The organism is Rhodococcus sp. NCIMB 12038 (assembly GCF_002165735.1).
Taxonomy (GTDB): Bacteria; Actinomycetota; Actinomycetes; order Mycobacteriales; family Mycobacteriaceae; genus Rhodococcus_F.
In genome coordinates this window covers 507,380-526,809 of record NZ_NHML01000001.1, presented here as the reverse complement: position 1 = coordinate 526,809, position 19,430 = coordinate 507,380, and the positions used below count along the sequence as shown (strand labels likewise).

Annotated in this window: 24 protein-coding genes and 1 pseudogene; 14 read left to right on the top strand and 11 right to left on the bottom strand. The window is 67.7% G+C overall.

Going from position 1 to position 19,430, the window contains the following annotated elements; all coding sequences use genetic code 11:
- Nucleotides 1-6: 6 nt before the first annotated feature.
- Together CA951_RS02385 and CA951_RS02380 are read right to left on the bottom strand one after the other, a co-directional pair.
- Nucleotides 7-933, bottom strand: coding sequence for an ABC transporter permease (locus CA951_RS02385; protein WP_087555300.1), 927 nt, complete (start codon nucleotides 931-933; stop codon nucleotides 7-9).
- A 66-nt stretch (nucleotides 934-999) separates the two neighbouring features.
- Nucleotides 1,000-2,580, bottom strand: a complete 1,581-nt coding sequence (locus tag CA951_RS02380; RefSeq protein WP_087555299.1) for an ABC transporter substrate-binding protein — start codon at nucleotides 2,578-2,580, stop codon at nucleotides 1,000-1,002.
- A gap of 354 nt (nucleotides 2,581-2,934) precedes the next feature.
- Here CA951_RS02380 and CA951_RS02375 point away from each other — a divergent pair, with 354 nt between their 5' ends.
- From CA951_RS02375 to CA951_RS02355, 5 genes are all read left to right on the top strand, one after another.
- The gene (locus CA951_RS02375; protein WP_087555298.1) at nucleotides 2,935-3,939 is read left to right on the top strand and encodes a 2-hydroxyacid dehydrogenase; all 1,005 of its coding nucleotides are present in this window, start codon (nucleotides 2,935-2,937) and stop codon (nucleotides 3,937-3,939) included.
- The gene (locus CA951_RS02370; RefSeq protein ID WP_087555297.1) at nucleotides 3,936-4,331 is read left to right on the top strand and encodes a universal stress protein; all 396 of its coding nucleotides are present in this window, start codon (nucleotides 3,936-3,938) and stop codon (nucleotides 4,329-4,331) included. The genes CA951_RS02375 and CA951_RS02370 overlap by 4 nt, the downstream gene beginning before the upstream one ends.
- A gap of 77 nt (nucleotides 4,332-4,408) precedes the next feature.
- Entirely contained in the window at nucleotides 4,409-4,864 is a 456-nt protein-coding gene (locus CA951_RS02365; protein ID WP_087555296.1) for a hypothetical protein, read from the top strand.
- A 159-nt stretch (nucleotides 4,865-5,023) separates the two neighbouring features.
- Complete coding sequence (locus CA951_RS02360; RefSeq protein WP_087555295.1) at nucleotides 5,024-6,097, top strand: alkene reductase; 1,074 nt, start codon at nucleotides 5,024-5,026, stop codon at nucleotides 6,095-6,097.
- A 273-nt stretch (nucleotides 6,098-6,370) separates the two neighbouring features.
- A complete protein-coding gene (locus CA951_RS02355) occupies nucleotides 6,371-6,760 on the top strand; it encodes a hypothetical protein (protein ID WP_087555294.1) in 390 nt (129 codons plus the stop codon).
- Nucleotides 6,761-6,776: 16 nt separating this feature from the next.
- Here CA951_RS02355 and CA951_RS02350 read toward each other — a convergent pair whose 3' ends face one another.
- The gene (locus CA951_RS02350; protein ID WP_087555293.1) at nucleotides 6,777-7,145 is read right to left on the bottom strand and encodes a hypothetical protein; all 369 of its coding nucleotides are present in this window, start codon (nucleotides 7,143-7,145) and stop codon (nucleotides 6,777-6,779) included.
- Between the two features lie 118 nt (nucleotides 7,146-7,263).
- Between CA951_RS02350 and CA951_RS02345 the strand changes: the two genes are divergently transcribed.
- Nucleotides 7,264-8,319 carry a GGDEF domain-containing protein gene (locus CA951_RS02345; RefSeq protein ID WP_087555292.1) on the top strand — a complete coding sequence of 352 codons (1,056 nt, stop codon included), beginning with the start codon at nucleotides 7,264-7,266 and terminating at the stop codon, nucleotides 8,317-8,319.
- Here CA951_RS02345 and CA951_RS02340 read toward each other — a convergent pair.
- A complete protein-coding gene (locus CA951_RS02340) occupies nucleotides 8,207-9,295 on the bottom strand; it encodes a DMT family transporter (RefSeq protein ID WP_087555291.1) in 1,089 nt (362 codons plus the stop codon). The genes CA951_RS02345 and CA951_RS02340 overlap by 113 nt on opposite strands.
- 74 nt (nucleotides 9,296-9,369) lie before the next feature.
- Between CA951_RS02340 and CA951_RS02335 the strand changes: the two genes are divergently transcribed.
- The 3 genes from CA951_RS02335 to CA951_RS02325 all read left to right on the top strand — a co-directional run bounded on the left by CA951_RS02335 (nucleotide 9,370) and on the right by CA951_RS02325 (nucleotide 11,377).
- A complete protein-coding gene (locus CA951_RS02335; protein ID WP_087555290.1) occupies nucleotides 9,370-10,272 on the top strand; it encodes a LysR family transcriptional regulator in 903 nt (300 codons plus the stop codon).
- Nucleotides 10,273-10,356: 84 nt separating this feature from the next.
- Nucleotides 10,357-10,659, top strand: a complete 303-nt coding sequence (locus CA951_RS02330; RefSeq protein ID WP_179220077.1) for a hypothetical protein — start codon at nucleotides 10,357-10,359, stop codon at nucleotides 10,657-10,659.
- 112 nt (nucleotides 10,660-10,771) lie between these two features.
- Nucleotides 10,772-11,377, top strand: a complete 606-nt coding sequence (locus CA951_RS02325) for a hypothetical protein (protein ID WP_179220076.1) — start codon at nucleotides 10,772-10,774, stop codon at nucleotides 11,375-11,377.
- Between the two features lie 10 nt (nucleotides 11,378-11,387).
- On the opposite strand, the gene CA951_RS02320 is transcribed toward CA951_RS02325, so the two are convergent.
- The 7 genes and pseudogenes from CA951_RS02320 to CA951_RS02290 all read right to left on the bottom strand — a co-directional run bounded on the left by CA951_RS02320 (nucleotide 11,388) and on the right by CA951_RS02290 (nucleotide 17,020).
- Nucleotides 11,388-12,332, bottom strand: coding sequence for a dioxygenase (locus CA951_RS02320; protein WP_087555287.1), 945 nt, complete (start codon nucleotides 12,330-12,332; stop codon nucleotides 11,388-11,390).
- A gap of 95 nt (nucleotides 12,333-12,427) precedes the next feature.
- Nucleotides 12,428-12,628, bottom strand: coding sequence for a hypothetical protein (locus CA951_RS02315; RefSeq protein WP_087555286.1), 201 nt, complete (start codon nucleotides 12,626-12,628; stop codon nucleotides 12,428-12,430).
- A 99-nt stretch (nucleotides 12,629-12,727) separates the two neighbouring features.
- Entirely contained in the window at nucleotides 12,728-13,312 is a 585-nt protein-coding gene (locus CA951_RS02310) for a hypothetical protein (protein WP_087555285.1), read from the bottom strand.
- 197 nt (nucleotides 13,313-13,509) lie between these two features.
- Nucleotides 13,510-14,580, bottom strand: coding sequence for a quercetin 2,3-dioxygenase (locus tag CA951_RS02305; protein WP_087555284.1), 1,071 nt, complete (start codon nucleotides 14,578-14,580; stop codon nucleotides 13,510-13,512).
- Nucleotides 14,577-15,506, bottom strand: a pseudogene (locus CA951_RS45010) (alpha/beta hydrolase fold domain-containing protein). Before CA951_RS45010 ends, CA951_RS02305 begins: the two are co-directional and overlap by 4 nt.
- 177 nt (nucleotides 15,507-15,683) lie before the next feature.
- Entirely contained in the window at nucleotides 15,684-16,460 is a 777-nt protein-coding gene (locus CA951_RS02295; protein ID WP_087555283.1) for a pirin-like bicupin family protein, read from the bottom strand.
- Between the two features lie 50 nt (nucleotides 16,461-16,510).
- Nucleotides 16,511-17,020: a VOC family protein gene (locus CA951_RS02290; protein WP_087555282.1), complete on the bottom strand. Its 510-nt coding sequence runs from the start codon at nucleotides 17,018-17,020 to the stop codon at nucleotides 16,511-16,513.
- A 102-nt stretch (nucleotides 17,021-17,122) separates the two neighbouring features.
- On the opposite strand from CA951_RS02290, the gene CA951_RS02285 reads away from it, so the two are divergent.
- The 5 genes from CA951_RS02285 to CA951_RS02265 all read left to right on the top strand — a co-directional run bounded on the left by CA951_RS02285 (nucleotide 17,123) and on the right by CA951_RS02265 (nucleotide 19,416).
- The gene (locus tag CA951_RS02285; RefSeq protein ID WP_087555281.1) at nucleotides 17,123-17,584 is read left to right on the top strand and encodes a MarR family winged helix-turn-helix transcriptional regulator; all 462 of its coding nucleotides are present in this window, start codon (nucleotides 17,123-17,125) and stop codon (nucleotides 17,582-17,584) included.
- Nucleotides 17,585-17,607: 23 nt separating this feature from the next.
- Nucleotides 17,608-18,084 (top strand): carboxymuconolactone decarboxylase family protein, encoded by a 477-nt coding sequence (locus CA951_RS02280; protein ID WP_087555280.1) that lies wholly within the window; start codon nucleotides 17,608-17,610, stop codon nucleotides 18,082-18,084.
- A gap of 120 nt (nucleotides 18,085-18,204) precedes the next feature.
- Entirely contained in the window at nucleotides 18,205-18,759 is a 555-nt protein-coding gene (locus tag CA951_RS02275; RefSeq protein ID WP_087555279.1) for a YceI family protein, read from the top strand.
- Nucleotides 18,760-18,953: 194 nt separating this feature from the next.
- Nucleotides 18,954-19,193, top strand: a complete 240-nt coding sequence (locus tag CA951_RS02270) for a DUF6400 family protein (RefSeq protein WP_087555278.1) — start codon at nucleotides 18,954-18,956, stop codon at nucleotides 19,191-19,193.
- Complete coding sequence (locus CA951_RS02265) at nucleotides 19,180-19,416, top strand: hypothetical protein (protein WP_087555277.1); 237 nt, start codon at nucleotides 19,180-19,182, stop codon at nucleotides 19,414-19,416. Before CA951_RS02270 ends, CA951_RS02265 begins: the two co-directional genes overlap by 14 nt.
- Nucleotides 19,417-19,430: the final 14 nt, after the last annotated feature.

Genomic DNA, 19,430 nt, shown 5'->3' with positions numbered 1-19,430 from the left:
GGCCTCCTAGACCTTGGTCTTCTCGCGGACACGCGCATCGAGAAGTGCGTAGCCCGCGTCGATCAGGATGTTGAGGACGAAGATGCTGACTGCGGTCAGGAGCACCGCCGCCTGCAGGACCGCGAAATCTCGCTGCAGGATCGCGTCGATCATCAGCTTGCCGATGCCGGGCCACCCGAAGATCGCCTCGACGACGACTGCGCCGTTGACCAGGCCGACGGTGAGGTCGCCGGCCACCGTCAGCGCCGGGGCAGCGGCGTTGCGGAGCGCGTGATGGCTCACCACGCGCAGGTCGCCTGCGCCCTTGCTGCGGGCAAGACGTACGTATGGTGCGGACAGCGCCGACACCATCGCGCCGCGCACCACCTGGGTGAGCACGCCGAGCGGGCGGATCAGCAGCGTCGCGATCGGCAGGATCCACGACAGCGCGCTTCCGGTGCCCGACGTGGGCAGCACCCCCAGCACCACCGCGAAGATCCACACACCGGTGATGGCGAACCAGAAGTCGGGGATGCTGGCCGCGGTCATCGACAGCAGGCTGGAGATCCGGTCGGCGAACGAGTTCGGCCGGTACGCCGCCCAGCAGCCGATCACGACGGAGCCGATGACCGCGAGCAGCATCGTGAAGAACGCCAGCTGCAACGTGGCGGGGAACGCCCGAAGCGCCATGGTCGCGGCGGATTCACCGGTGCGCAGCGACTCCCCGAAGTCCAGGTGGGCGACCCCGGACAGGTAGTCGGCCATCTGGCTCAGCACCGGCTTGTCGAGGCCGTTCTCGGCCGCGAACTCGGCGCGCTGATCGGGGGTCGCGGAGACCGGGAGGTAGAGGTTGGTCGGATCGCCGGTGAGGCGGGCGAGCAGGAACACACCGAAGAGGACGACGAGGAGAGGTACGAGGCTGGTGTAGACGCGTCGGCGCAGGAAGGCGAACATGACTCACCGCCTTCGGATCGGGTTCGGTTGGGACATCACAATTCCTCCGGGGGCTGGGAAGAGGGCTTAGCCGTTTGCGGATGTGTCCGCGTGGGTCATCTCGCTCAGGCGCATCTCGTCGCCGGTCGCGGAGTTGGGCGTGTACTGCACTGTCGGGGACTTGGCGAGCACCCCGTTCATGTGGGCGATGTACGCAAACTGCCGGACCTCTGTCGGCTCGTTCGCCAGTACCGACGCGAACGCGTCCTGGCGGGCGTCACCGACGAGTTTCTCCGCGGCGTCGATCTGCGCGTCGTAACCTGCTGTGCCGAAGTAACTCTGGTAACCGTCACTGCGCATGTACTGGTCGACGGTGAACTGGGCGTCACCCGCCTGGTTGCCGTGCTGGATCACCAGCATCACCGGCCCACTCTGCGGGTACGGCCGGACCTGGTACTCCAGCTGAGCCGCCGTGTCCATCATCTCGATCTTCACGTTCAGACCGGCCTTGCTCAGCGAGTTCTGGATGACCTCGACGGTCTCGTTGATCTTGGGGAACTGGCCCGTGCGCCCGATCAGCCGGATCTGCTTGTCGACGGGAACGCCGTCGGCCTTGGCCTCCGCCACCAGTTGCGCAGCACGGTCGGGGTCGTAGGGGGTCGGCTGCAGGCCGGGGTCGAACCCGACGATGCTGCTGCCGACGAGTTGCCCGGCCGGCTCGCCGAGGCCCTGGAACAGTGCCTTGACGATCCCTGCGCGGTTGACGGAGAGGTCGATGGCCTCGCGGACGCGGTAGTCGTCGAGCGGCGCCTGGCTGCCGTCGATGCGCAGCGCGGTTGTCTCGTTGTTCGGGTAGGCGGCACCGAGATCGCCGGCGCCGTCCTCCGGGCCGAGCGAAGTGGCGAGTTCGGCCTCGTCGTTCACCACCATCGCCGCCCGCACACTGCCCTCGGTGCGCCACTGGTAGATGGCCCGCGCGTACTCGGGGACCGTGCCCCAGTAGGTGTCGTTGCGGACCAGTGAAAGCCGCTGACCGTGGTCCCAGTAGTCGATCTTGTAGGGCCCGGTGCCGATGGGATCGCGCACCTTGTCCTTGGTGTCGGTGGTGGACGGCACCATCTCCACGAACGAGATCCGCAGCGGCAGGATCGGGTCGGCGGCGGGCGTCTGGACCGTCACGGTCGACGAGTCGACCGCGTTCACGACGAGCGCGTCGTCGCCGAAGACGTACCCGTCGACGTCGCAGCCGATGGTCGAGTTGACGGTGCGGTCGATCGAGAACGCGGCGTCCTCGGCGTCGAACGCGCTGCCGTCGCTGAACGTGACACCGGGACGGATCCGGAACGTCCAGACCGTGTCCGAGGTCTGCTCCCACGAGTCGGCGAGCTTCGGCTCGAGGTCGCCGGTGTCGGCGTTGCGTTCCACCAGGGGCTCGGTGATGTTGGAGCGGACGACGACTCCGGTCGAGGTGAGTGACGCGTCGCAGGGCTCGAGCGTGGGCGGCTCCTGCGGGAGCACGATCCGCAGCGTGTCGGGGCTGGCGGCGTCGCTGTGGCTCGAATTGGCGACCGAGCAACCTGCGGCCAGAGCCGGCACCGTCAGCGCGGCGGTGGCCACGGCGACGACGCGGTAACGGGTTCCCTGCTGCAGCGAACGTGCAGGGCTCATGGTGTCCTCCGTAGGGATGTGTCGCGTACTCGACGCGAGTGAAGAGGGCCCGCCTGTGACGGTAGACACACGCTATGGGCGGCCCGGAGGAGCCGTCAACAGGGGGTGACGGCGCAAAACGGCCCGTGAGGGCTGTCACAGGCGTGATATCGGGGAGACTGCGATCACCCCGGCGGGCCTCTGACCGGCACATACAGGACGATTCGGCATCTGCGCACGTCAGCGCGCCGCCGACCAATGCCGTTTGAGTATCGATCCATGTTATTTACGTGTTGGACAGGTATTCCGAGGGCCGCTTAACTTACGGGTAACCGGCGGCGCGGACAGCCGCGTCGCCACTCGTCAGGAGGCACGATGGTGACCGCAGAGGCGTCCGTGAAAGAAGCTGCCGTACAGACTGTTTCGGGAGGCCAGGTCCTGCAGGTCGGGCCGCTGAAGCCGTCGCTCACGGCAACACTCTCCGAGAAGTACGACGCCCTCACCCTCCCCATCGGAGAAGACCGCAGCAGCTTCCTCGCCGAGCACGGTGAAACCGTCACCGCCGTCGTGACGTCCGGTCGCACGGGAGTCGACGCCGCCCTGATGACGGAACTGCCGAACCTCGGCGCCATCGTGCACTTCGGAGTCGGTTACGACACAACGGATGTCGAGCGCGCCGAAGAACTCGGAATCGGCGTCAGCAACACCCCCGACGTCCTCACCGACTGCGTCGCCGACACCGCCGTCGGACTACTGATCGACACGCTCCGCGGATTCTCCGCCTCGGACCGCTTCGTCCGCGCAGGCCGCTGGCCCGCCGAGGGCAACTTCCCCCTCACCCGGAAGGTGAGCGGCACGCGGGTCGGCATCGTCGGCCTCGGCCGCATCGGCTCCGCCATCGCCGCCCGCCTCACCGGCTTCGGCTGCACGATCTCGTACCACAATCGGCGAGAGGTCCCCGGTTCGCCGTTCGCATACGCCGATTCGGCCGCCGCACTCGCCGCCGGGGTCGACGTCCTCATCGTCGCCGCAGCCGGCGGCAAGGGAACCCAAAAGCTGGTGGACCGAGAGGTTCTCGAAGCGCTCGGACCCGACGGCTACCTGATCAACGTGGCACGCGGAAGCGTCGTCGACGAGGATGCGCTCGTCGAACTGCTCACCGAACGCAAACTCGCCGGCGCCGGACTGGACGTGTTCACCCGGGAACCCCACGTTCCCGAAGCACTCCTCGCACTCGACACCGTCGTCCTCCTCCCCCACGCCGGAAGCGGCACGACCGAGACCCGCGCCGCGATGGAGGCTCTGACCCTGCAGAACCTCGACGAGTACCTCGCCCAGGGCACCCTGACCACCCCCGTTCTCGAGCCGAGGTCACGATGAGCGTCGTTCTCAGTTACGTCCCGACCCTCGAAGGTCGCGGCGCCCTCGCCTTCGGGTTCACCGAAGCCCGCATGCGCGCAACGGATCTCGTGGTGATCGCCGACGGCGACAGTGCCTCGGAGCCCGGGTTCGAGGCCGAACTGCACTCGGCCAGGGAGGAAGCGGACGCGGCCGGCGTCGACTACCGCGTCGCGCGGAACGAACCCGGCCGCTCGCACGCCGACAATCTCATCGACGCGTCCTACGACTCCGCCGCCGAACTCCTCGTTCTCGGTATGCGGCGCCGCTCCCCCGTCGGCAAACTCCTCATGGGCAGCGTCGCGCAGCGCGTGCTCCTCGAGGCGCAGTGCCCGGTCGCCGGGGTCAAGCCGCCCGTCGCCGCGGAGGTCTGAGCCGCCCGCCGTCAGGCCTCATCGACCCGACCCCATCCGGAACCGGGGCGGCGCCGAATACCTGCCGTGGGACAGCCATGATCGACGGGCCCGATCGCGCGGACGGCGCACAACTGGGCGGTCGCCTCCTGACCTTGGTCGGCGACCGCGACTTCCACGCGCTCGCCCACGAGATCTCGCGGATCACCTGCGACACCGGCAGCAACGGGTCGGTGTTCACCGCGGTCGTGACGTGGATGGTCTCCACCATCGCCGACCTCGTCGCGGACCCGACCGCCAGTGTCGCCGACGCCGTCGACAGCTTCATCAGCGTCGTCCCTGTCGTGCACGACGCACCCGAGATGGACGACGAGTTGCCCGCGCCCGCCGAATGGCTGTTCAGCGCCGTCGTGAATCACTTGCAGAGCAGGCACCGGGCGGGATCCGATCCTCCGCCGCCCGTGCCCGCCGACACCGAACTCGCACGGGTGCAGGCCCTCGTCGAAGCATTGCTGTGGCTCGACGCCCTCCTCGAACGCGACCACGACCTATAGCGCCGCTCAGGGTTGCACGCCACCACTCTCCTTGACCTGCAACAATTTCAGATCGGCATACGCGTGCGGTGACGACCGTCTCAGCTCGGAATAGGCAGGCGCGTGCACTCGTTGCCCCAGAGGCTTCAGATACTGCATTGCCTACGGAAAGACTTGTCTGTGAATCTCTTCTCCCCGTTGACCCTCGGCGACCTCGAGCTGCCCAACCGGGTGGTGATGGCACCCCTGACACGCTCCCGTTCCGGGCGGGACGGTGTGCCGGGACCGCTGGTGGTGGAGCACTATCGGCAGCGCGCATCCCTCGGTTTGATCGTCAGCGAGGGCACCTACCCCAGCCACGCCGGCCAGGGCTTTCCCGGTCAGCCCGGGTTGGTGACACCCGAGCAGGTCGCAGGGTGGAAGAACGTCGCCGACGCGGTACACGCGGCCGGCGGTCGGATCGTCGCCCAGGTCATGCACGCCGGTCGCGTCACGCACGAGGGAACCACCGGTGGCCGCGAGGTCGTCGGGCCGAGTGCCGTCGCGATCGAGGGCGAGACCCGCACGTACGAGGGGAAGGAGCCGTACCCGGTGCCCCGGGCGCTGGATACCGACGAACTTTCCGCGATCATCGAAGAGTTCGTCCAGGCGTCGCGAAATGCGGTGGCGGCCGGGCTGGACGGCGTCGAAATCCACGCCGCCAACGGCTACCTGCTGCACGAGTTCCTCTCCCCGGTGTCCAATCGGCGCGAGGACGCGTACGGCGGCTCCCCCGCACGCCGGGCACGTTTCGTGATCGAGGTCGTTCAGGCCGTGGCCGAGGCGATCGGTGCGGGCCGGGTGGGGATCCGCATCTCCCCGGAACACAACATCCAGGACGTGCTGGAACTGGACGCCGACGACGTTCGGGCGACCTACGGCGCGCTGGTCGACGCGATCGCGCCGCTGAAGCCCGCGTACCTGAGCATTCTGCACAAGGACCCGGCCGGTTCCCTCGTTCAGGATCTGCGGACGCGATTCGGCGGTCCCGTGCTGGTCAACAGCGGTTTCACAGCCGTCACCAGCCGGGACGAGGCACTGTCCATCCTCGACGACGGCCATGCCGACGCCGTCGTCGTCGGGCGCCCCGCGATCGCCAACCCGGACCTGGTGCGGCGCTGGCAGGAAGACCTGCCGCTGAACGACCCGGACCCTCTGACCTTCTACTCCGAGGGTGCGAAGGGGTACACCGACTACCCGGCGCTGCAGCACTGATACCCACACGCGGAATACCCGGGGTCGCGCATCGGGTCCCAGCACCGTACGGTTGGTCGAAGTTGAGTACACAGCTACCGAGTTCGCGGGACGTCCGACGTGTCCGTACTCCGTTCTGGCGTAGCGATCGCGCACAGTGCGCGAGGGCGCCCCTTCCATTTCGATCTTCTCGTGATCTGCCGGAAGTCTGTTCTTCCGGCCCATTGATCTGCGGGGTGCCTGCATGACGAAGACCGCGGGCGGCGCGACGGTCACAACAGTCGAAAGGTGCTCATGCCACTTACCGTGGAGCACACCACCCGTTATGCCGACGCCCTGATGACACTGGCTCTGGCCGCGCATCGCCCGGCGACCGTCGTCAACACCGGCGCCGGTTACGCGGTCCGGGTCGATTTCGAGCGCAACATCCATCTGCTCGCCACCAACGCGCCGGGGGATCTCAGTACCGATCCGGACGCGCAGAACCCGTGGGTCGTGCGGTTCTTTCAGCGGCAACCGGACGCCGAGGACGTGCAGTTGGTGGAGGTGACCGGGGAATGGCTCGTCGACGCGTTCGACCAGGCCCTCGCCGTGATGCCGATCGCCGGAATCGCTGACGACCCGAACGCGGAACCCGGGGAGCAGCGCCCCACCGCAGCGGGGACGCTGCATCTCGTGCAGTAACCCCGACCGACGTTCGTCATCGGCCGGCCGCGGACCGTCTGCCTCCCCCGGGTAGGCGGTCGGCGAGCCGTCCCAGCCGTTCCACCGCGGGCAGCGCATGCGCGATCTTCTCCGCGTCGCGGGCAATGATCTCGGCGCTCTGGTCGATGCCCTTCGCGCTGACGGCGAGCCCCTCCGCGGTCTCCGCGATCTGCTTCGCGGCGTCGAGTAGTTCGGACAGGTCGTCGAGGGCGGGACCGAGGCGGTCGATCAGTACCCCGATCTGGCGTATGCGGAGCACGACCGTCGTGACGGCCTGTTCCCACTCGCGGATCTCGCTCGAGACGTGCTGCAGGATCTTGATGGGAGACTCCTTGTCGGTACTCGGCCGGTGAGGCGCAGCCAATCTATCCGTTACTCCCAGTATCTCGTATCGGCCCGGTCGAGGTCGCGGCACGTCCTCCCGGGTGGGGCGGTTGTCGAGAGCCCGCCTTTCCCGGGACCGTTCCTGGATAATTGCCAGAGTGAGGCCCCTCGCTGCTTCGTCCGTCGACACGGTCCTTCAGGACTATCGGCCGCGCATCCTGCGCCGGTACCTGTGGATCACGACGGCGCTGCACCTGGCCGGGTTCGTCCTGCCTCCGATGGTCGGGTTGCCGATCCGGCCGGAGACCGTCGCCGCACGCTCGGCCGGCATCCTCCTGGGACTGATCGCACTCGTGGTGCTGTACCGGGGCGGGCGCAGGCCGGGACGGCGGGTCTACCAGGTCAGCACCGTGGCGGCACTGCTCGCCACACCGATCGTGATGTCCGGTCTCATCCTCGCGGTCGCCCAATTGCTCTGCGCGATCGCAGCGACGTTTCTGGCGATGTATTTCGTCGTGTTCTACCCGAAACGGCAGTCGAGACTCCTCGTCGGTTGCCTCACCGGGTTGATGGTGGTCGGGGTCGTTCTCGCCCCCACCGCCTTCACACTGGTGCAGGTCGACATGGACACGGCGGCCGTGAAGGCCGCCGTTCTCGTCGTGGCGGTCACCTGTGTGATCGGTGCGGCCGAGATGTTCGGATCCCTGACCCGGACCCTGATCGAATCGGCCAGCACCGACGCTCTGACGGCACTGCTCAATCGCGCCGGGTTCGAACTCGCGTTCCGGCACGCGCTCGAGGGCGCGGGTACGGAGCAGCCCCCCGTCACGTTGGCGCTCGTCGACGTCGACCAATTCAAGTCGACCAACGACCACTACGGCCACGCCGCGGGGGACGCAGTTCTCGTCGATCTGGCGAACTACCTCGCCGCGCATCTGCCGCGCGGCGCCCTGCTCGCCCGGGTCGGCGGCGACGAGTTCGTCACCTGCATGGTCGGCGAGCACCACGCCGAGCTGCCCGAGGTGATGGCGAGACTCGCGCGGCAGAGCCCCACCTCGTTCAGCTTCGGCGTCGCGTCGTGCACCGGAGAGTCCGATCCGCTCACCGCGCTCTATCGACAGGCCGACCGTGAGCTGTACACCGCGAAGCAGCGACACCACCCGCCCGAGCCGCCGGCCGACGAACCGTCACTGCGGACGGGGTGGAACGCCTGACCACGGGTCGTGCGGCGGGTAATTCGGCGATTCGCGCGGTCACCGAACGACGGCCCGCAGGCCGCACCCGGGTGACCATCCACACCGCCGCGACGACCAGTGCGCAGCCGGCGAACTGCCCGATGCTCGGACGCTCGTGCACGATCACGATGGAGAACATCATCGCCAGGACCGGCTGGAGCAGCAGCAGCGTGGCACCGACCTCGGCGGCGAGCCTCGGCAGGGCGAATCCGATGAGGACCCAGCCGAGCACCTGGCTGCTCAGCGACAGCGCCGCCAACCATCCGAGCGCGGGCCAGCCGGGCGTGAGGTCCACCGTTCCCCAGAGCGATCCCACCGCGGTCCCGACGACGCCCGCGGCGATCGTCGACACGAACACCTGCGACGACGCCCGATGCGCGGATCCGGCACGGCCGATGACGAAAATGTAGATCCCGTAGGCCACGCCCGCCGCGAGCGACAGCAGGGTTCCGAGGAACAACTGGTCGCCCTCGCCGCTGCCGCCGAGGATTCCACCGGCAAGGGCGACCCCCGCGAACAAGAACGGAACCGCCACCACGAACCGGACCGGCACCCGCGCACGGAAGACGATCCACGCCAGCAGCGGCACGACGATGACCTGGACGTTGACGACGACCGTCGAGATCCCGGCCCCGATCATCTGGATCGACCGCGCCCACAGCGCGAAGTCGACACCGAGCATCATCCCGCCGAGCACCTGGGCGGCAATCACCCGGCGGGGAATACCGCCGTGCCGCCGAAACTCCTGCAGGGCGAGGAAACCGAGGATCGGCAACGCCAGCACACACCGGAAGAACGTCGACGTGGCCGGCTCCACCCCGGACAATTTGATGAGACTGCCGGTCAGCGAAGTCGCCACCGCACCCGCCAGAACGAGCAGTCGCGGATCCACGGACGCGATGCTGAACGAGGGGCTGACGAGGGCACGGGGACGCAAACGGAGGGCAGTAGTCACACCGAGAATTCTCCGAGTCCCCAACCATTACAACAAGTGAATAGTCGTGTCATGAAAGAAGTAGCATCACTACCATGTTGAGTCTGGATCGCCTCCGCGCCCTGTGCGCCGTCGCCGAACACGGTTCGATCGGCGCCGCGGCCCGTGCCCTGCACGTCACACCGTCCGGGGTGTCGCAACAACTCGGCAAGTTCGAACGGGAGGTCGGCGTGACACTCCTGGTGCCCGCCGGCCGCGGCGTTCAGCTCACCGACGCCGGCCGACTCCTGGCCCGCCGAGGGCAGGAAGCGATATCGCTGCTGGCGCAGGCCGAATCCGAGGTCGTCTCCCTCGATCGCGACGTGGTCGGAGAACTGCGCATCGGATCCTTCTCCTCCGCAGGCCGAGTCGTCGTGCCGACCGCGGTGGCCACGCTGCGCAGGCGGCACCCGCAACTCACGGTCAGCTTCTCCGCCGGCGAGACCGAGGAACTCATACCGGCGATCGTGCGCCGCGAACTCGACCTCGCCATCGTCGACAGCTGGGTCACGATGCCCCTCCACCTCCCCGAGGACGCCGTGCACACCCTGGTGCACCGGGACTCGGCCGACGTCGCGCTGTCCCGGGACCATCCCCTCGCCTCCCGCGACCACGTCGACCTCGACGAGATCGCGGACATGCCATGGACGACGTGGAAGAAAGGGGCGGTGTTCCACACCTGGCTGGTGCAGACGCTGCGCAACCGCGGCATCGAACCGGACATCCGATACGAAGCACCCGAATTCGCCGCGCAACTAGAATTCGTCGCACACGGACTCGCCGCCGCCCTCGTGCCGCGCCTGGCCCGCGTCTGGGTGCCGGACAACGTCGCGATCGTCCCGGTGCGCCCCACACTCGAGCGGGAGATCTACGCACTCCGCCGCGCCGACAACGACCGGCCCACGGTCCGCGCGGGCATCGAGGCATTGACCGAGGCCTTCGCCGGCATCGGTGCCTGACGCGCGATCCCGGAATGCCGCGTCGGTGGCGGTCCGAGTGCCATCATGAGAACGGTCTTCGGCCGAACGGCGAGAGAGGTCGCGGTGAAAATTCGGGACGTGGTGAACCAGTCGCAGGCGAACGCCGCCACCGCGCGAATCTACGGCGAGCCCTACGAGACGACCGACGGAACCACCATCCTCACCGTCACCAGATTTCGCGGCATCCTGGGCCCCGCACCGGTCGGCGTCTTCGTCGTGCACGACGGCACCGTGTCGTGGGAGCCCGCCGTCGACGGCTCCCGGGTAGCGCTGCTCGGCGAATTCATCGGACTGGCGGCCGCCGTCATCGCCACCCTCGCCGTGCTCCGCCGACCACCGTGGCCGGACCTCGTGCAAAAGATCTGACTCGGCAGGCAGCGCCCGAATTCATGCCAGGCAGGAAGACCTGACAGAAGGCCCTACACGCGCACCCGTTTCAGTTGCACAATGGTGGTGGGCAACCACCCGGAGGTGCGCGATGAGCGATACTTGTGCAGCGCCGATACGCCTGTGGCGTCTGGGTCCGTGGAGCCGCAACCCGCTGATGCGGGGATGCGACCGATTGCGATCCGCGCTGGTCCTCATCGGGGTGGTCTTCGTGCTCCTGATGATTCCACTGGCCGCGGCCGTCGGAACCGAGACGTACTCGCGGCTGGACAATCAGACCCAGGCCGAACTCGCCACCCAGCATTCGACCCCCGCCAGGCTCGTGGAGGATTCCCGCAGCGGCAGCGCCGGCGAGGCCCTGGCCGCATCTCCCCAGTACCAATCCCACGCGCGGGTGCAGTGGTCGGCGAACGGGCAGACGCACACAGCCGACGTTCCGACCGCCGCGGGCGCGAAGGCCGGCCAGACCGTCACCGTCTGGCTCAACCCGAACGGCGACCTCGTCGCCGCACCGGAGACCGGTTCGCAGAACGCCGCCACGGCGGTGAGCGTCGCGTGCGGAATCTGGGTGGCGTCGACCGGCGGCTACTGCGTCCTGTTCCTGATCGTCCACTGGGTCGCGTCCCGCCGACAGCAGGCCCGGTTGACCCGCGAATGGAACGAACTCGACAGACCTCCGGGGTGGCACGTCAGCTGACGGACCGGCGCTACCGGCCGGGCGCTCCTGCCGGCGGTTGTCCGCCGCCACCGCCCGGACCGGCAGGCGCGGACTGCGTGTTCGCCGACTTCTCGGCGACGCCGATCGTGATCGAGATGGTCATGCCGGTGGCGGGTTCGCCGGTTACGGTGGCCAGTTCGGCATCCCAGCCGTCGCCGAACACATTGTCCGAATCGAGGGAGACCTTCGACAGGTTGGAGACGCTGTTCGCGTAGCCGGTGTCGTAGGCGAAGACCGTGGCGCACGCGTCCTGCGGCACCGCGATCTGCGACGTCAGGCGGGCATCCTCCCCGGCCACCGCCGATTCGAGCGTGTCGAACACCTCGAAATGGATGTGCGGCCAGCGCCCGGAGTAGCAGGCAGGAAAGATCGACGTGAACGACACCTTGCCCGCGGTATCCGCCACCTGGACGCCGCGCAGGTAGTTCTGCTCGGTGATGCCCTTGCCGTAGAGCGAGTACTCGCCGTCCCGGTCGCAGTGCCACAGGTAGACGGCCATTCCGGCGCCGGCCGCGCAGTCCTTCGTCAGGTCCTGCAGGTCGAGTTCGATGGTCGTCGCGACACCCTCCGCCGTCCCGGAGTACGCACCGAAGCTGCTGCGAATGTCCTGGCGCACGATCCCCGACTCGACCAGGACGTTCGGGCCGTTGGACCCGTCACCGGGATACGGTCCGGCCGTTTCCTGCGGCGCCGCCGCCACGCACGTGCCGTCGCTCGCCGTGTCCGCAGTGGTCGCCGCCGCGTCCGTCGTCGAGGACGAGCTCGCTGCCTGCTCGCCGCCGGCCGTCGAGCAGGCGGCGAGCGCGGTCGCTCCCGCGGCGCCGAACACGAACAGGGCGCGGCGACGCGACAACATCGACTTCAGGTCGTGGCTGAGGCCGCGATCGTGCTCGTGTACTTCTTCGGCGTGGTGGTGACGCGGACTGTTCGACATGGGGACCTCCAAGGGCTGTTCCGGGCTCGAGTCCCATACAAACGGCCCCGGGTGCGGGCACCCTGGAGATTCGCTGCGAAGTCACTGTGAGCAGGTCACAACGCTTCGGCACCAGCCGTGCCGGAGAGGGTCTCGTTGCCGGTATCGCGGACGAGGGGGATGCCGAGCGCAGCGAGCAGCATCCGGCAGTCGTCGGCGTCGATCGAGTGGTGGGCGACGGTCCGCTGAGCGTTCCGGACGGAATCCTCGTCGAGTTCCCGCTCGCTCTCGAATATGGAAGCATCCCTGTCGGACATGGCTCCACCTTTCCTCGGCATCACCTGAATAGCCCGGAGCGAGCGCACCGAAACCGCCGTGGCGACGGTGCAATCAGGAGGTGACCTTCGAGGAAACGATCAGCGACTGTAGGTGGCGAACAGCCGGCGGATGCTCTCGTCCCAGTACTGCTGGCGGCGGCGTTCGACAGCGCGCGCGCACATCGCCCACACCATGCCCAGGAGCAGCGCACTGGCCGCGAGCGTGAGGAGCACTGCCGCGACCGCGGCGCTGACGACGTCGGAATTGGTGACCCTCGGGCCGGCCCACTTGCCGTCCGCGTCGACGGCGATGGTCTTCTCGGTGCCCGCCGGCGTCCCCGAGGGGACCTCGATGCTCTCGGTGCGCGATTCGGCGGTCCAGGACCACGTCGCCTCGACCATCGGCGTGGTCCGGACCGAGCCGCGGGGCGACATGGTGATGGGGGCGTCGGTGCTGGTGACGGCTGTGACGAGGGTGGTGGTGGCGCGCTGCTGCGCGGCCCGCGCAGTCTCCTGGTTCCATTGCCAGGTGCCCATCCCGGCGGCGAGCACGATCGCGATACCGGCGAGTGCGGCGATGACGGATCGCAGGGTGGCCGCGTAGCGATCGACCGGTCGTGCGAAGGGGTTGGACGGTCGACCCGACACCGAGTACACCACGGTTGCCTTCGAGCGCCCCAACACGATTCACCTCATTGTTTCGTCCACGTAAATTGCCTGCTTCACCAGTGTCGCCACTGATAAGGCAACAAGGAAACCGAAATGGGCAAACTTGACGAGTCTCACACTCCGAGGTCAGAGGCGTGTACAGCCCGGACGGGCGGGATTCGTGCCCGAAGTCGTCGAAGTCCCGCAGCACGGTGTGCAGCCGACGCGGACACTCACCTGCCGTCGCCTCGGGCGGGCGGCGGCCCGACGACCTCGAGGTCCAGCTCGGCACGTGCCCGCGCGAACCCCTCGGCCGGGAACTGCATGTCGCCGCCCTCGGTGTGCACGTGCGCGTCCGTCGGGGTGTTCATGTACTCGAAGAACTTCTCGAACACCCCGGTGGTCAGCAGGCCGAGCATCTGCGTGTTGTGGCTGTCGAACGCGAAACTGTGGATGGTCCCGGCGGGAGCGTGCAGGAAGTCACCCTTCGTCAGCATGATCTCCCGGCCGTTGGCGTGCAGGAGAATCCGTCCCTCGATGCAGAAGAAGTTCTCGGTGTGCTCGCGATGGAAGTGCCGGGGAATGTACACACTCTTGCCGCCCATCGTGTGCATCGCGAAGTACGTTCCGCCGGTGTTCCGGGGCCGCGCGAGATACGTGTTCAACTGGTCGAGGCTCGCCCAGCGGTCGCCTTCGCCGGCCTCCAGCACATACGGCGACTCCCCCGCCGGGAGCACCGTGCCCGTCACCGCCGGCAGGTCCTTTTTCTCGAGATCGTGGAACCGGACGCCGAACCGGTCCGCGAGTTCGGATTGCCGCGCGTCCGACATCGGCGCCGTCTCGGCGTCGAAGACGTGCGACTGGGTTGTGTGGCCGGTGGCCTGCGACCACCGGTGCGCGTCGCCGACGGTGAGCCAACTCAGGAACCGGGTCCGGTGCGCGAGCATGCGGTACGCGTACGGCGTCCCGGCCGGGACGGTGACCGAGTCGCCGGGCACGAGCAGGTGCGATTCGCCCGGCAACCACACCTGGAGCCGGCCGTCGGTGACGTACAGGAAGCGGTGCTCGCGATCGTGGGCGAGGAACGGGGTTTCGGTTCCCTTGCCGCCGTACACATATGCGGCACCGAACTGCCCTCCGGTGTCTTCCGGACGAGCGATGACGGTGATCAGTTGCCCGCCGAGTTCGTGGCGCTCGCCTTCACCGGCGGCCATGGCGTAGGGCACGCACCGCCCGGGGAGGGTGTCGAGTTGCGGAACGGCGGTGTGGACGTCGTCCAGAGCGGGGATGTCGAAGATGGTCATGCGTGTGTTCCTGATTTCAGAGTGTGCGAGAAGAACGCCTCGACCGCCGCGAACGAGGCGGCGGGGTACCGCTCGGTGAAGGCGCACCCGAAGTCGCTCACCGCGCGGGTCGAGGCCGGCGCGTGCGGATTTCGCTCGAGATGCCCTTGGTCGAGGGTCTGGTCGGGGCCGAGTTCGAGGACGTGGCCGGGGTTGAAGAACCCGTGCCCGAAACCCTCGATCAGGTAGAGGACGGCGTCGTTGCCGTGCGCGACGAGCGCGTCGTACAACGCCACGCTCTGCGTGGACGGCACCAGATTGTCGCCGAGGCCGTGCATGATCAGAAACGGCGGCGCTCCGGGCGTCACCTGCAGTGCGGGGCTGGCGGATCGCGCCGCGTCCAACCGGTCCCGGATCGCGCCGCCGAGCAGCGACGCCTCCGGGGACTGGTCCTCGGCCGGTGCCCGCTGCGCGGAGAGGTCGACGAGACCGGGCAGGTCGGCGGGCCCGTAGCCGTCGACGACGGCCTACACCGCACTGTCGACGGTCGCGGGATCTTCCCCGGGCAATCGTGTTGTGGCCGAGTGCACTCCAGCCAGCGCAGCGAGATGTCCACCGGCGGACGAGCCCCACACACCGATCCGGTCGGGGTCGATGCCGTGGTCCGCGGCGTTGGCGCGAAGCCAGCGCACCGCCCGCCGGACGTCGAAGATCTGGCCGGGGTGGCAGGTGCCGGGCGCAAGGCGGTAGTCGATGCTGACCATGACATAGCCGTGTCTTGCGAAGTGCTGCACAAGGTCCGGGCATGCAGTGCGGTCTTGAAGCCGCCAACCTCCACCGTGAAGCCACACGATCGCAGGCAATGGATGCGCTGCCTCGGCGGGGCGTACGAGATCGAGTAGCAGATCGGGGGCGTACTCGACGGTGGATCGGCGGACGACGGTCAAAGCCGTGTCCAAGGGACTGAACTCCTTCGGATGCAGGACCCGGGCCTGGGTCGCCGCTTGCGCGGTTGTAAGGCCCTTCCTGAGGTCACTGCCTGCCCGGCACTGTAGCAGCTTCCGCAATCCCAACGGAAGAAGCGGATTCCGCGCCCGCCGGCGCGGCCGTCCGCCGCGGCGGCGCTACCCCGCGATCTGCGCGTGCATCTCCCACACGATGACCTCGGCGCCGGTATCGGTGGTCATCTGCTGCCCACCGTCACCGCCGATCCGGACGGCATCGCCCTCGGCGAGGAGGCCGACACCCTCCAACGAGGCTTCGCCGCGCGCGACGAACACGTGGAGGAACGGCGAGTCGGGCAGGGTGATGGGCGCCTGGCCGGGCTGTAGCCGTGCGACGTGCATGGCGGCGTACTTGTTCTTGATGCGGATCGCCGAGTGGTCGGCGTGGCCCGGCATGCCGGACGCGACGGGGACCAGTCCGCCGGCGAGCAACTCGTGGTCGATTTCGAGTTGCTCGTAGCCGGGCGTGATCCCGGCTTCGTCGGGGACGACCCACATCTGGATGAAGTGGACCGGATCGCGGTGCTCGTCGGCGTCTCCCTTCAGCCGCCACGAGTCGTTCTTCTCCGAGTGCAGGATTCCGGTTCCCGCGCTCATGCGCTGGGCGAGTCCGGGGTAGATGACGCCGGAGTGGCCCATCGAATCCTGGTGCACCAGCGACCCCTGGAGCACCCAGGTGACGATCTCCATGTCCTGGTGCGGGTGGGTGTCGAAACCCTGACCGGGGTCGACGATGTCGTCGTTGTTGACCATGAGCACCCCGTGGTGGGTGTTGGCCGGGTCGTAGTGGTTGCTGAACGAGAAGGAATGCTTGGAATCGAGCCAGCCCGCGTTCGTCTTGAAGCGGTCGTCGGCGCGCCGAACGTCGAGGCGGGGTGGGGTGATGGCGGCAGTCATGAGTGAATCCTTTCCAGAATTCTCACAGCAGGGTTTTCACAGAAGGGTTTTCACAGAACGTGTGAGCCGTACATTTCGCCGAGCGGGTCGGCGATGAGTTCGAGGCGGGCGCCGTCGGGGTCGCGGAAGTACAGCGACACCTCACTGTGTTCGATGAGTTCGACGCCGGCGTCGACCAGTTTCGTGCGCAGGTGATTCCACCGATCGGGTTCGACGCTGATCGCGATGTGGTGGAGTCCGCCGAGCACTTCCTGGTATGGCCCGATGTCGAGGCCCGGGAAGTCGAAGAAGGCGAGCAGGTTGCTGTTGCCGATGTCGAAGAAGAAATGCGAAGACCCGGGGTAGTCGCGATTCTCGATCAGTTCGGTCAGCGGGAACTCGAGGAGATCCTGATAGAACCGGACGGTGCGCTCGACGTCGCTGCTGATCAGCGCGGTGTGGTGGAGTCCGCGGGCCGAGGAGGCCGGCCGCGACGACACGGGCTTCAGGTGTTCGGCGCGGATCCGGTCGCGTTGCGCCGCGAACCTCTGGGAGCGCTCCTGCTCGTCTGTGGTGCTCATTGCCCGAACCCCTCTCCGCGAAACGCCGATGATTGCGCTTTCAACTATCACCACCGTACACCAAGTAGTTGCGCTGTCAACTACTTGGGATATGCTGGTCCCGTGGAACCGACCAGATGGCTCAGCGCCGACGAACAGAACACGTGGCGCGCCTACCTGGACGCCACCCGACTACTCCTGCAGGCACTCGATCGGCAGCTCACCCGCGACGCCGGCATCTCCTTCACCGACTTCGAACTTCTCGTCGTGCTGTCGGAAGCACCGCAGCGGCAACTGCGGATGCGCGAACTCGCCGACGCGGTCACCACGACCCGCAGTGGCGTGACCCGGGCGATCACCCGGCTGGTCGAGGCGGGCTGGGTGCGCCGGGTGGAATGCGAGGACGACAAGCGAGGAATGCTGGCCGAGCTGACCGACGCCGGCGCCGGGAAACTCGCCGCCGCCAGCCCCGGACACGTGGCGGAGGTGCGCCGGAACATGTTCGACCTGCTCAGCCCCCGGGACGTCACCATCCTCGGGCACGACTTCGGCGAAATGCGCGCCCACCTGCTGGAGAACCCCTGATCCACCCACCGGAAAGGCTGGTCATGAGCAGCACCTCAGCGGAGAACGACTACGTCCACATCGACAGGCAGAGCCCGGCCGTCTATCAGGCGCAGATCGGCGTCGCCAAGGCCATCCGTCACGCGACCACCGAGGCCGGGATGGACCGGCGGTTCGTCGAGTTGATCAACGTGCGCGTCTCCCAGATCAACCGCTGCGCGTACTGCCTGGACGTGCATGTCGCCGCGGCGCTCGGCGCGGGCGAGACCCAGCAGCGCCTCGCGGTTCTGCCCGCCTGGCGGGAGACGACACTGTTCTCCGAGCGCGAGGTCGCGGCCCTCACGCTGGCCGAGTCGATCACCACCCTCCCGGACGCGCACAGCCAGGACGCCGACTACGCCTTCGCTCGGCGGTTCCTGTCCGAGCAGGAGATCTCCACGGTGAGCTGGATCGCCGTCACGATGAACGCGTTCAACCGGATCTCCATTGTCAGCCGCCATCAAGTCAAGCCGAAGCCGTAACCGCACTTCACCCGCCCTTTCGCAAATTTTAGTTGACATCGCAACGACTTCTCTCTACCTTAGTAGTTGCAGATTCAATTACCTCGATTCGAGTGCCCCGTTCACCGTCAAGGAGTTTTCATGACCACCGCCACCGCCACCCTCCCCAACCTCACCGCCGGAACCTGGGCCATCGACACCGTCCACTCCACCGTCGGCTTCTCCGTCCGCCACCTCGTNGTCAGCAAGGTCCGCGGCACCTTCAACGACTTCGCNGGCGCGATCACCGTCGCCGAGGACGGCACCACCGCCGTCACCGCCGAAATCCAGGTCGCNTCCATCGACACCAAGAACGCCGACCGCGACGCCCACATCAAGTCCGCCGACTTCTTCGACGCCGAGCAGTACCCCACNGCCACCTTCACCTCCACCGCCGTCCGCACCAAGGGCGACGACTACGTGGTCGAGGGCGACTTCACCCTCCGCGGCGTCACCCGGCAGGTCGAGCTCGCCCTCGAATTCAACGGCGTCAACCCCGGCATGGGCAACGGACCGGTCGCCGGCTTCGAAGCCACCACCGTCCTCAACCGCAAGGACTTCGGCATCACCATCGACATGCCCCTCGAAGGCGGCGGCGCCGTCGTCGGCGACAAGATCACCATCACCCTCGAGATCGAGGCCGCCCTGCAGGCCTGACCCACCGGCACCACCGGCACCACCCGCGCCCCGTCGTCCACCCGGACGGCGGGGCGCAGTCGTTGTGAACACGAGGCAACACTTTCGATCGACGTGATCCAGGTCATTGTGATCGTGGGCCGCCTCGAGTGACCCTGGCCCCTTCGATGTCGGAGCCCCTTCGATGTCGGCGACTGCGAAACGAAGGTGACCACATGGGTAGCGACTCCGAACTCTCGTTCGCTCTCGACCTCACGCTGGACGAAGCGCGCCGGCGCAGCGCCGTCCTCGAAGCGATCGGCGAGGACTGGGACCCTGTCGCCGTGCTGGCGGAGGAAGAGCGGGCGTACGACATGCTGTACTCCGGGCTCGACCCCGAGCAGCAGCGCATCTACGACGAACTGGTGCAGGCGGGTGTGCTCCCGGATCGGACGGTGGGCCGTGTTGCCGATTGATCCCACCGCGGACTTCTCCCGTCGCGCCTGGTTGCCCTGCCCGGGCTGCAACCACGGCTCGTCCTGCGGCGACTGCGGGTCCGGCCGCAACTGCGACCGGCACTGGCAGTACCTGCTGAGCAATCAGGGAACCCACGTGCACCTGCAGTGTCCCGACTGCACGCACGTGTGGAGCATCGACACCCGCCACGGGCGGCCGCGGCGGGGCCGGAAGGCCGCGTAGGCGCGCTCCGACCG

Excerpts from the sequence above, each read along its gene's own strand:
- CA951_RS02385 (WP_087555300.1), bottom strand. The coding sequence starts at position 933 with ATGTTCGCCTTCCTGCGCCGACGCGTCTACACCAGCCTCGTACCTCTC.
- CA951_RS02380 (WP_087555299.1), bottom strand. The coding sequence starts at position 2,580 with ATGAGCCCTGCACGTTCGCTGCAGCAGGGAACCCGTTACCGCGTCGTC.
- CA951_RS02375 (WP_087555298.1), top strand. The coding sequence starts at position 2,935 with ATGGTGACCGCAGAGGCGTCCGTGAAAGAAGCTGCCGTACAGACTGTT.
- CA951_RS02370 (WP_087555297.1), top strand. The coding sequence starts at position 3,936 with ATGAGCGTCGTTCTCAGTTACGTCCCGACCCTCGAAGGTCGCGGCGCC.
- CA951_RS02365 (WP_087555296.1), top strand. The coding sequence starts at position 4,409 with ATGATCGACGGGCCCGATCGCGCGGACGGCGCACAACTGGGCGGTCGC.
- CA951_RS02355 (WP_087555294.1), top strand. The coding sequence starts at position 6,371 with ATGCCACTTACCGTGGAGCACACCACCCGTTATGCCGACGCCCTGATG.
- CA951_RS02335 (WP_087555290.1), top strand. The coding sequence starts at position 9,370 with ATGTTGAGTCTGGATCGCCTCCGCGCCCTGTGCGCCGTCGCCGAACAC.
- CA951_RS02325 (WP_179220076.1), top strand. The coding sequence starts at position 10,772 with ATGAGCGATACTTGTGCAGCGCCGATACGCCTGTGGCGTCTGGGTCCG.
- CA951_RS02320 (WP_087555287.1), bottom strand. The coding sequence starts at position 12,332 with ATGTCGAACAGTCCGCGTCACCACCACGCCGAAGAAGTACACGAGCAC.
- CA951_RS02315 (WP_087555286.1), bottom strand. The coding sequence starts at position 12,628 with ATGTCCGACAGGGATGCTTCCATATTCGAGAGCGAGCGGGAACTCGAC.
- CA951_RS02305 (WP_087555284.1), bottom strand. The coding sequence starts at position 14,580 with ATGACCATCTTCGACATCCCCGCTCTGGACGACGTCCACACCGCCGTT.
- CA951_RS02295 (WP_087555283.1), bottom strand. The coding sequence starts at position 16,460 with ATGACTGCCGCCATCACCCCACCCCGCCTCGACGTTCGGCGCGCCGAC.
- CA951_RS02290 (WP_087555282.1), bottom strand. The coding sequence starts at position 17,020 with ATGAGCACCACAGACGAGCAGGAGCGCTCCCAGAGGTTCGCGGCGCAA.
- CA951_RS02280 (WP_087555280.1), top strand. The coding sequence starts at position 17,608 with ATGAGCAGCACCTCAGCGGAGAACGACTACGTCCACATCGACAGGCAG.
- CA951_RS02270 (WP_087555278.1), top strand. The coding sequence starts at position 18,954 with ATGGGTAGCGACTCCGAACTCTCGTTCGCTCTCGACCTCACGCTGGAC.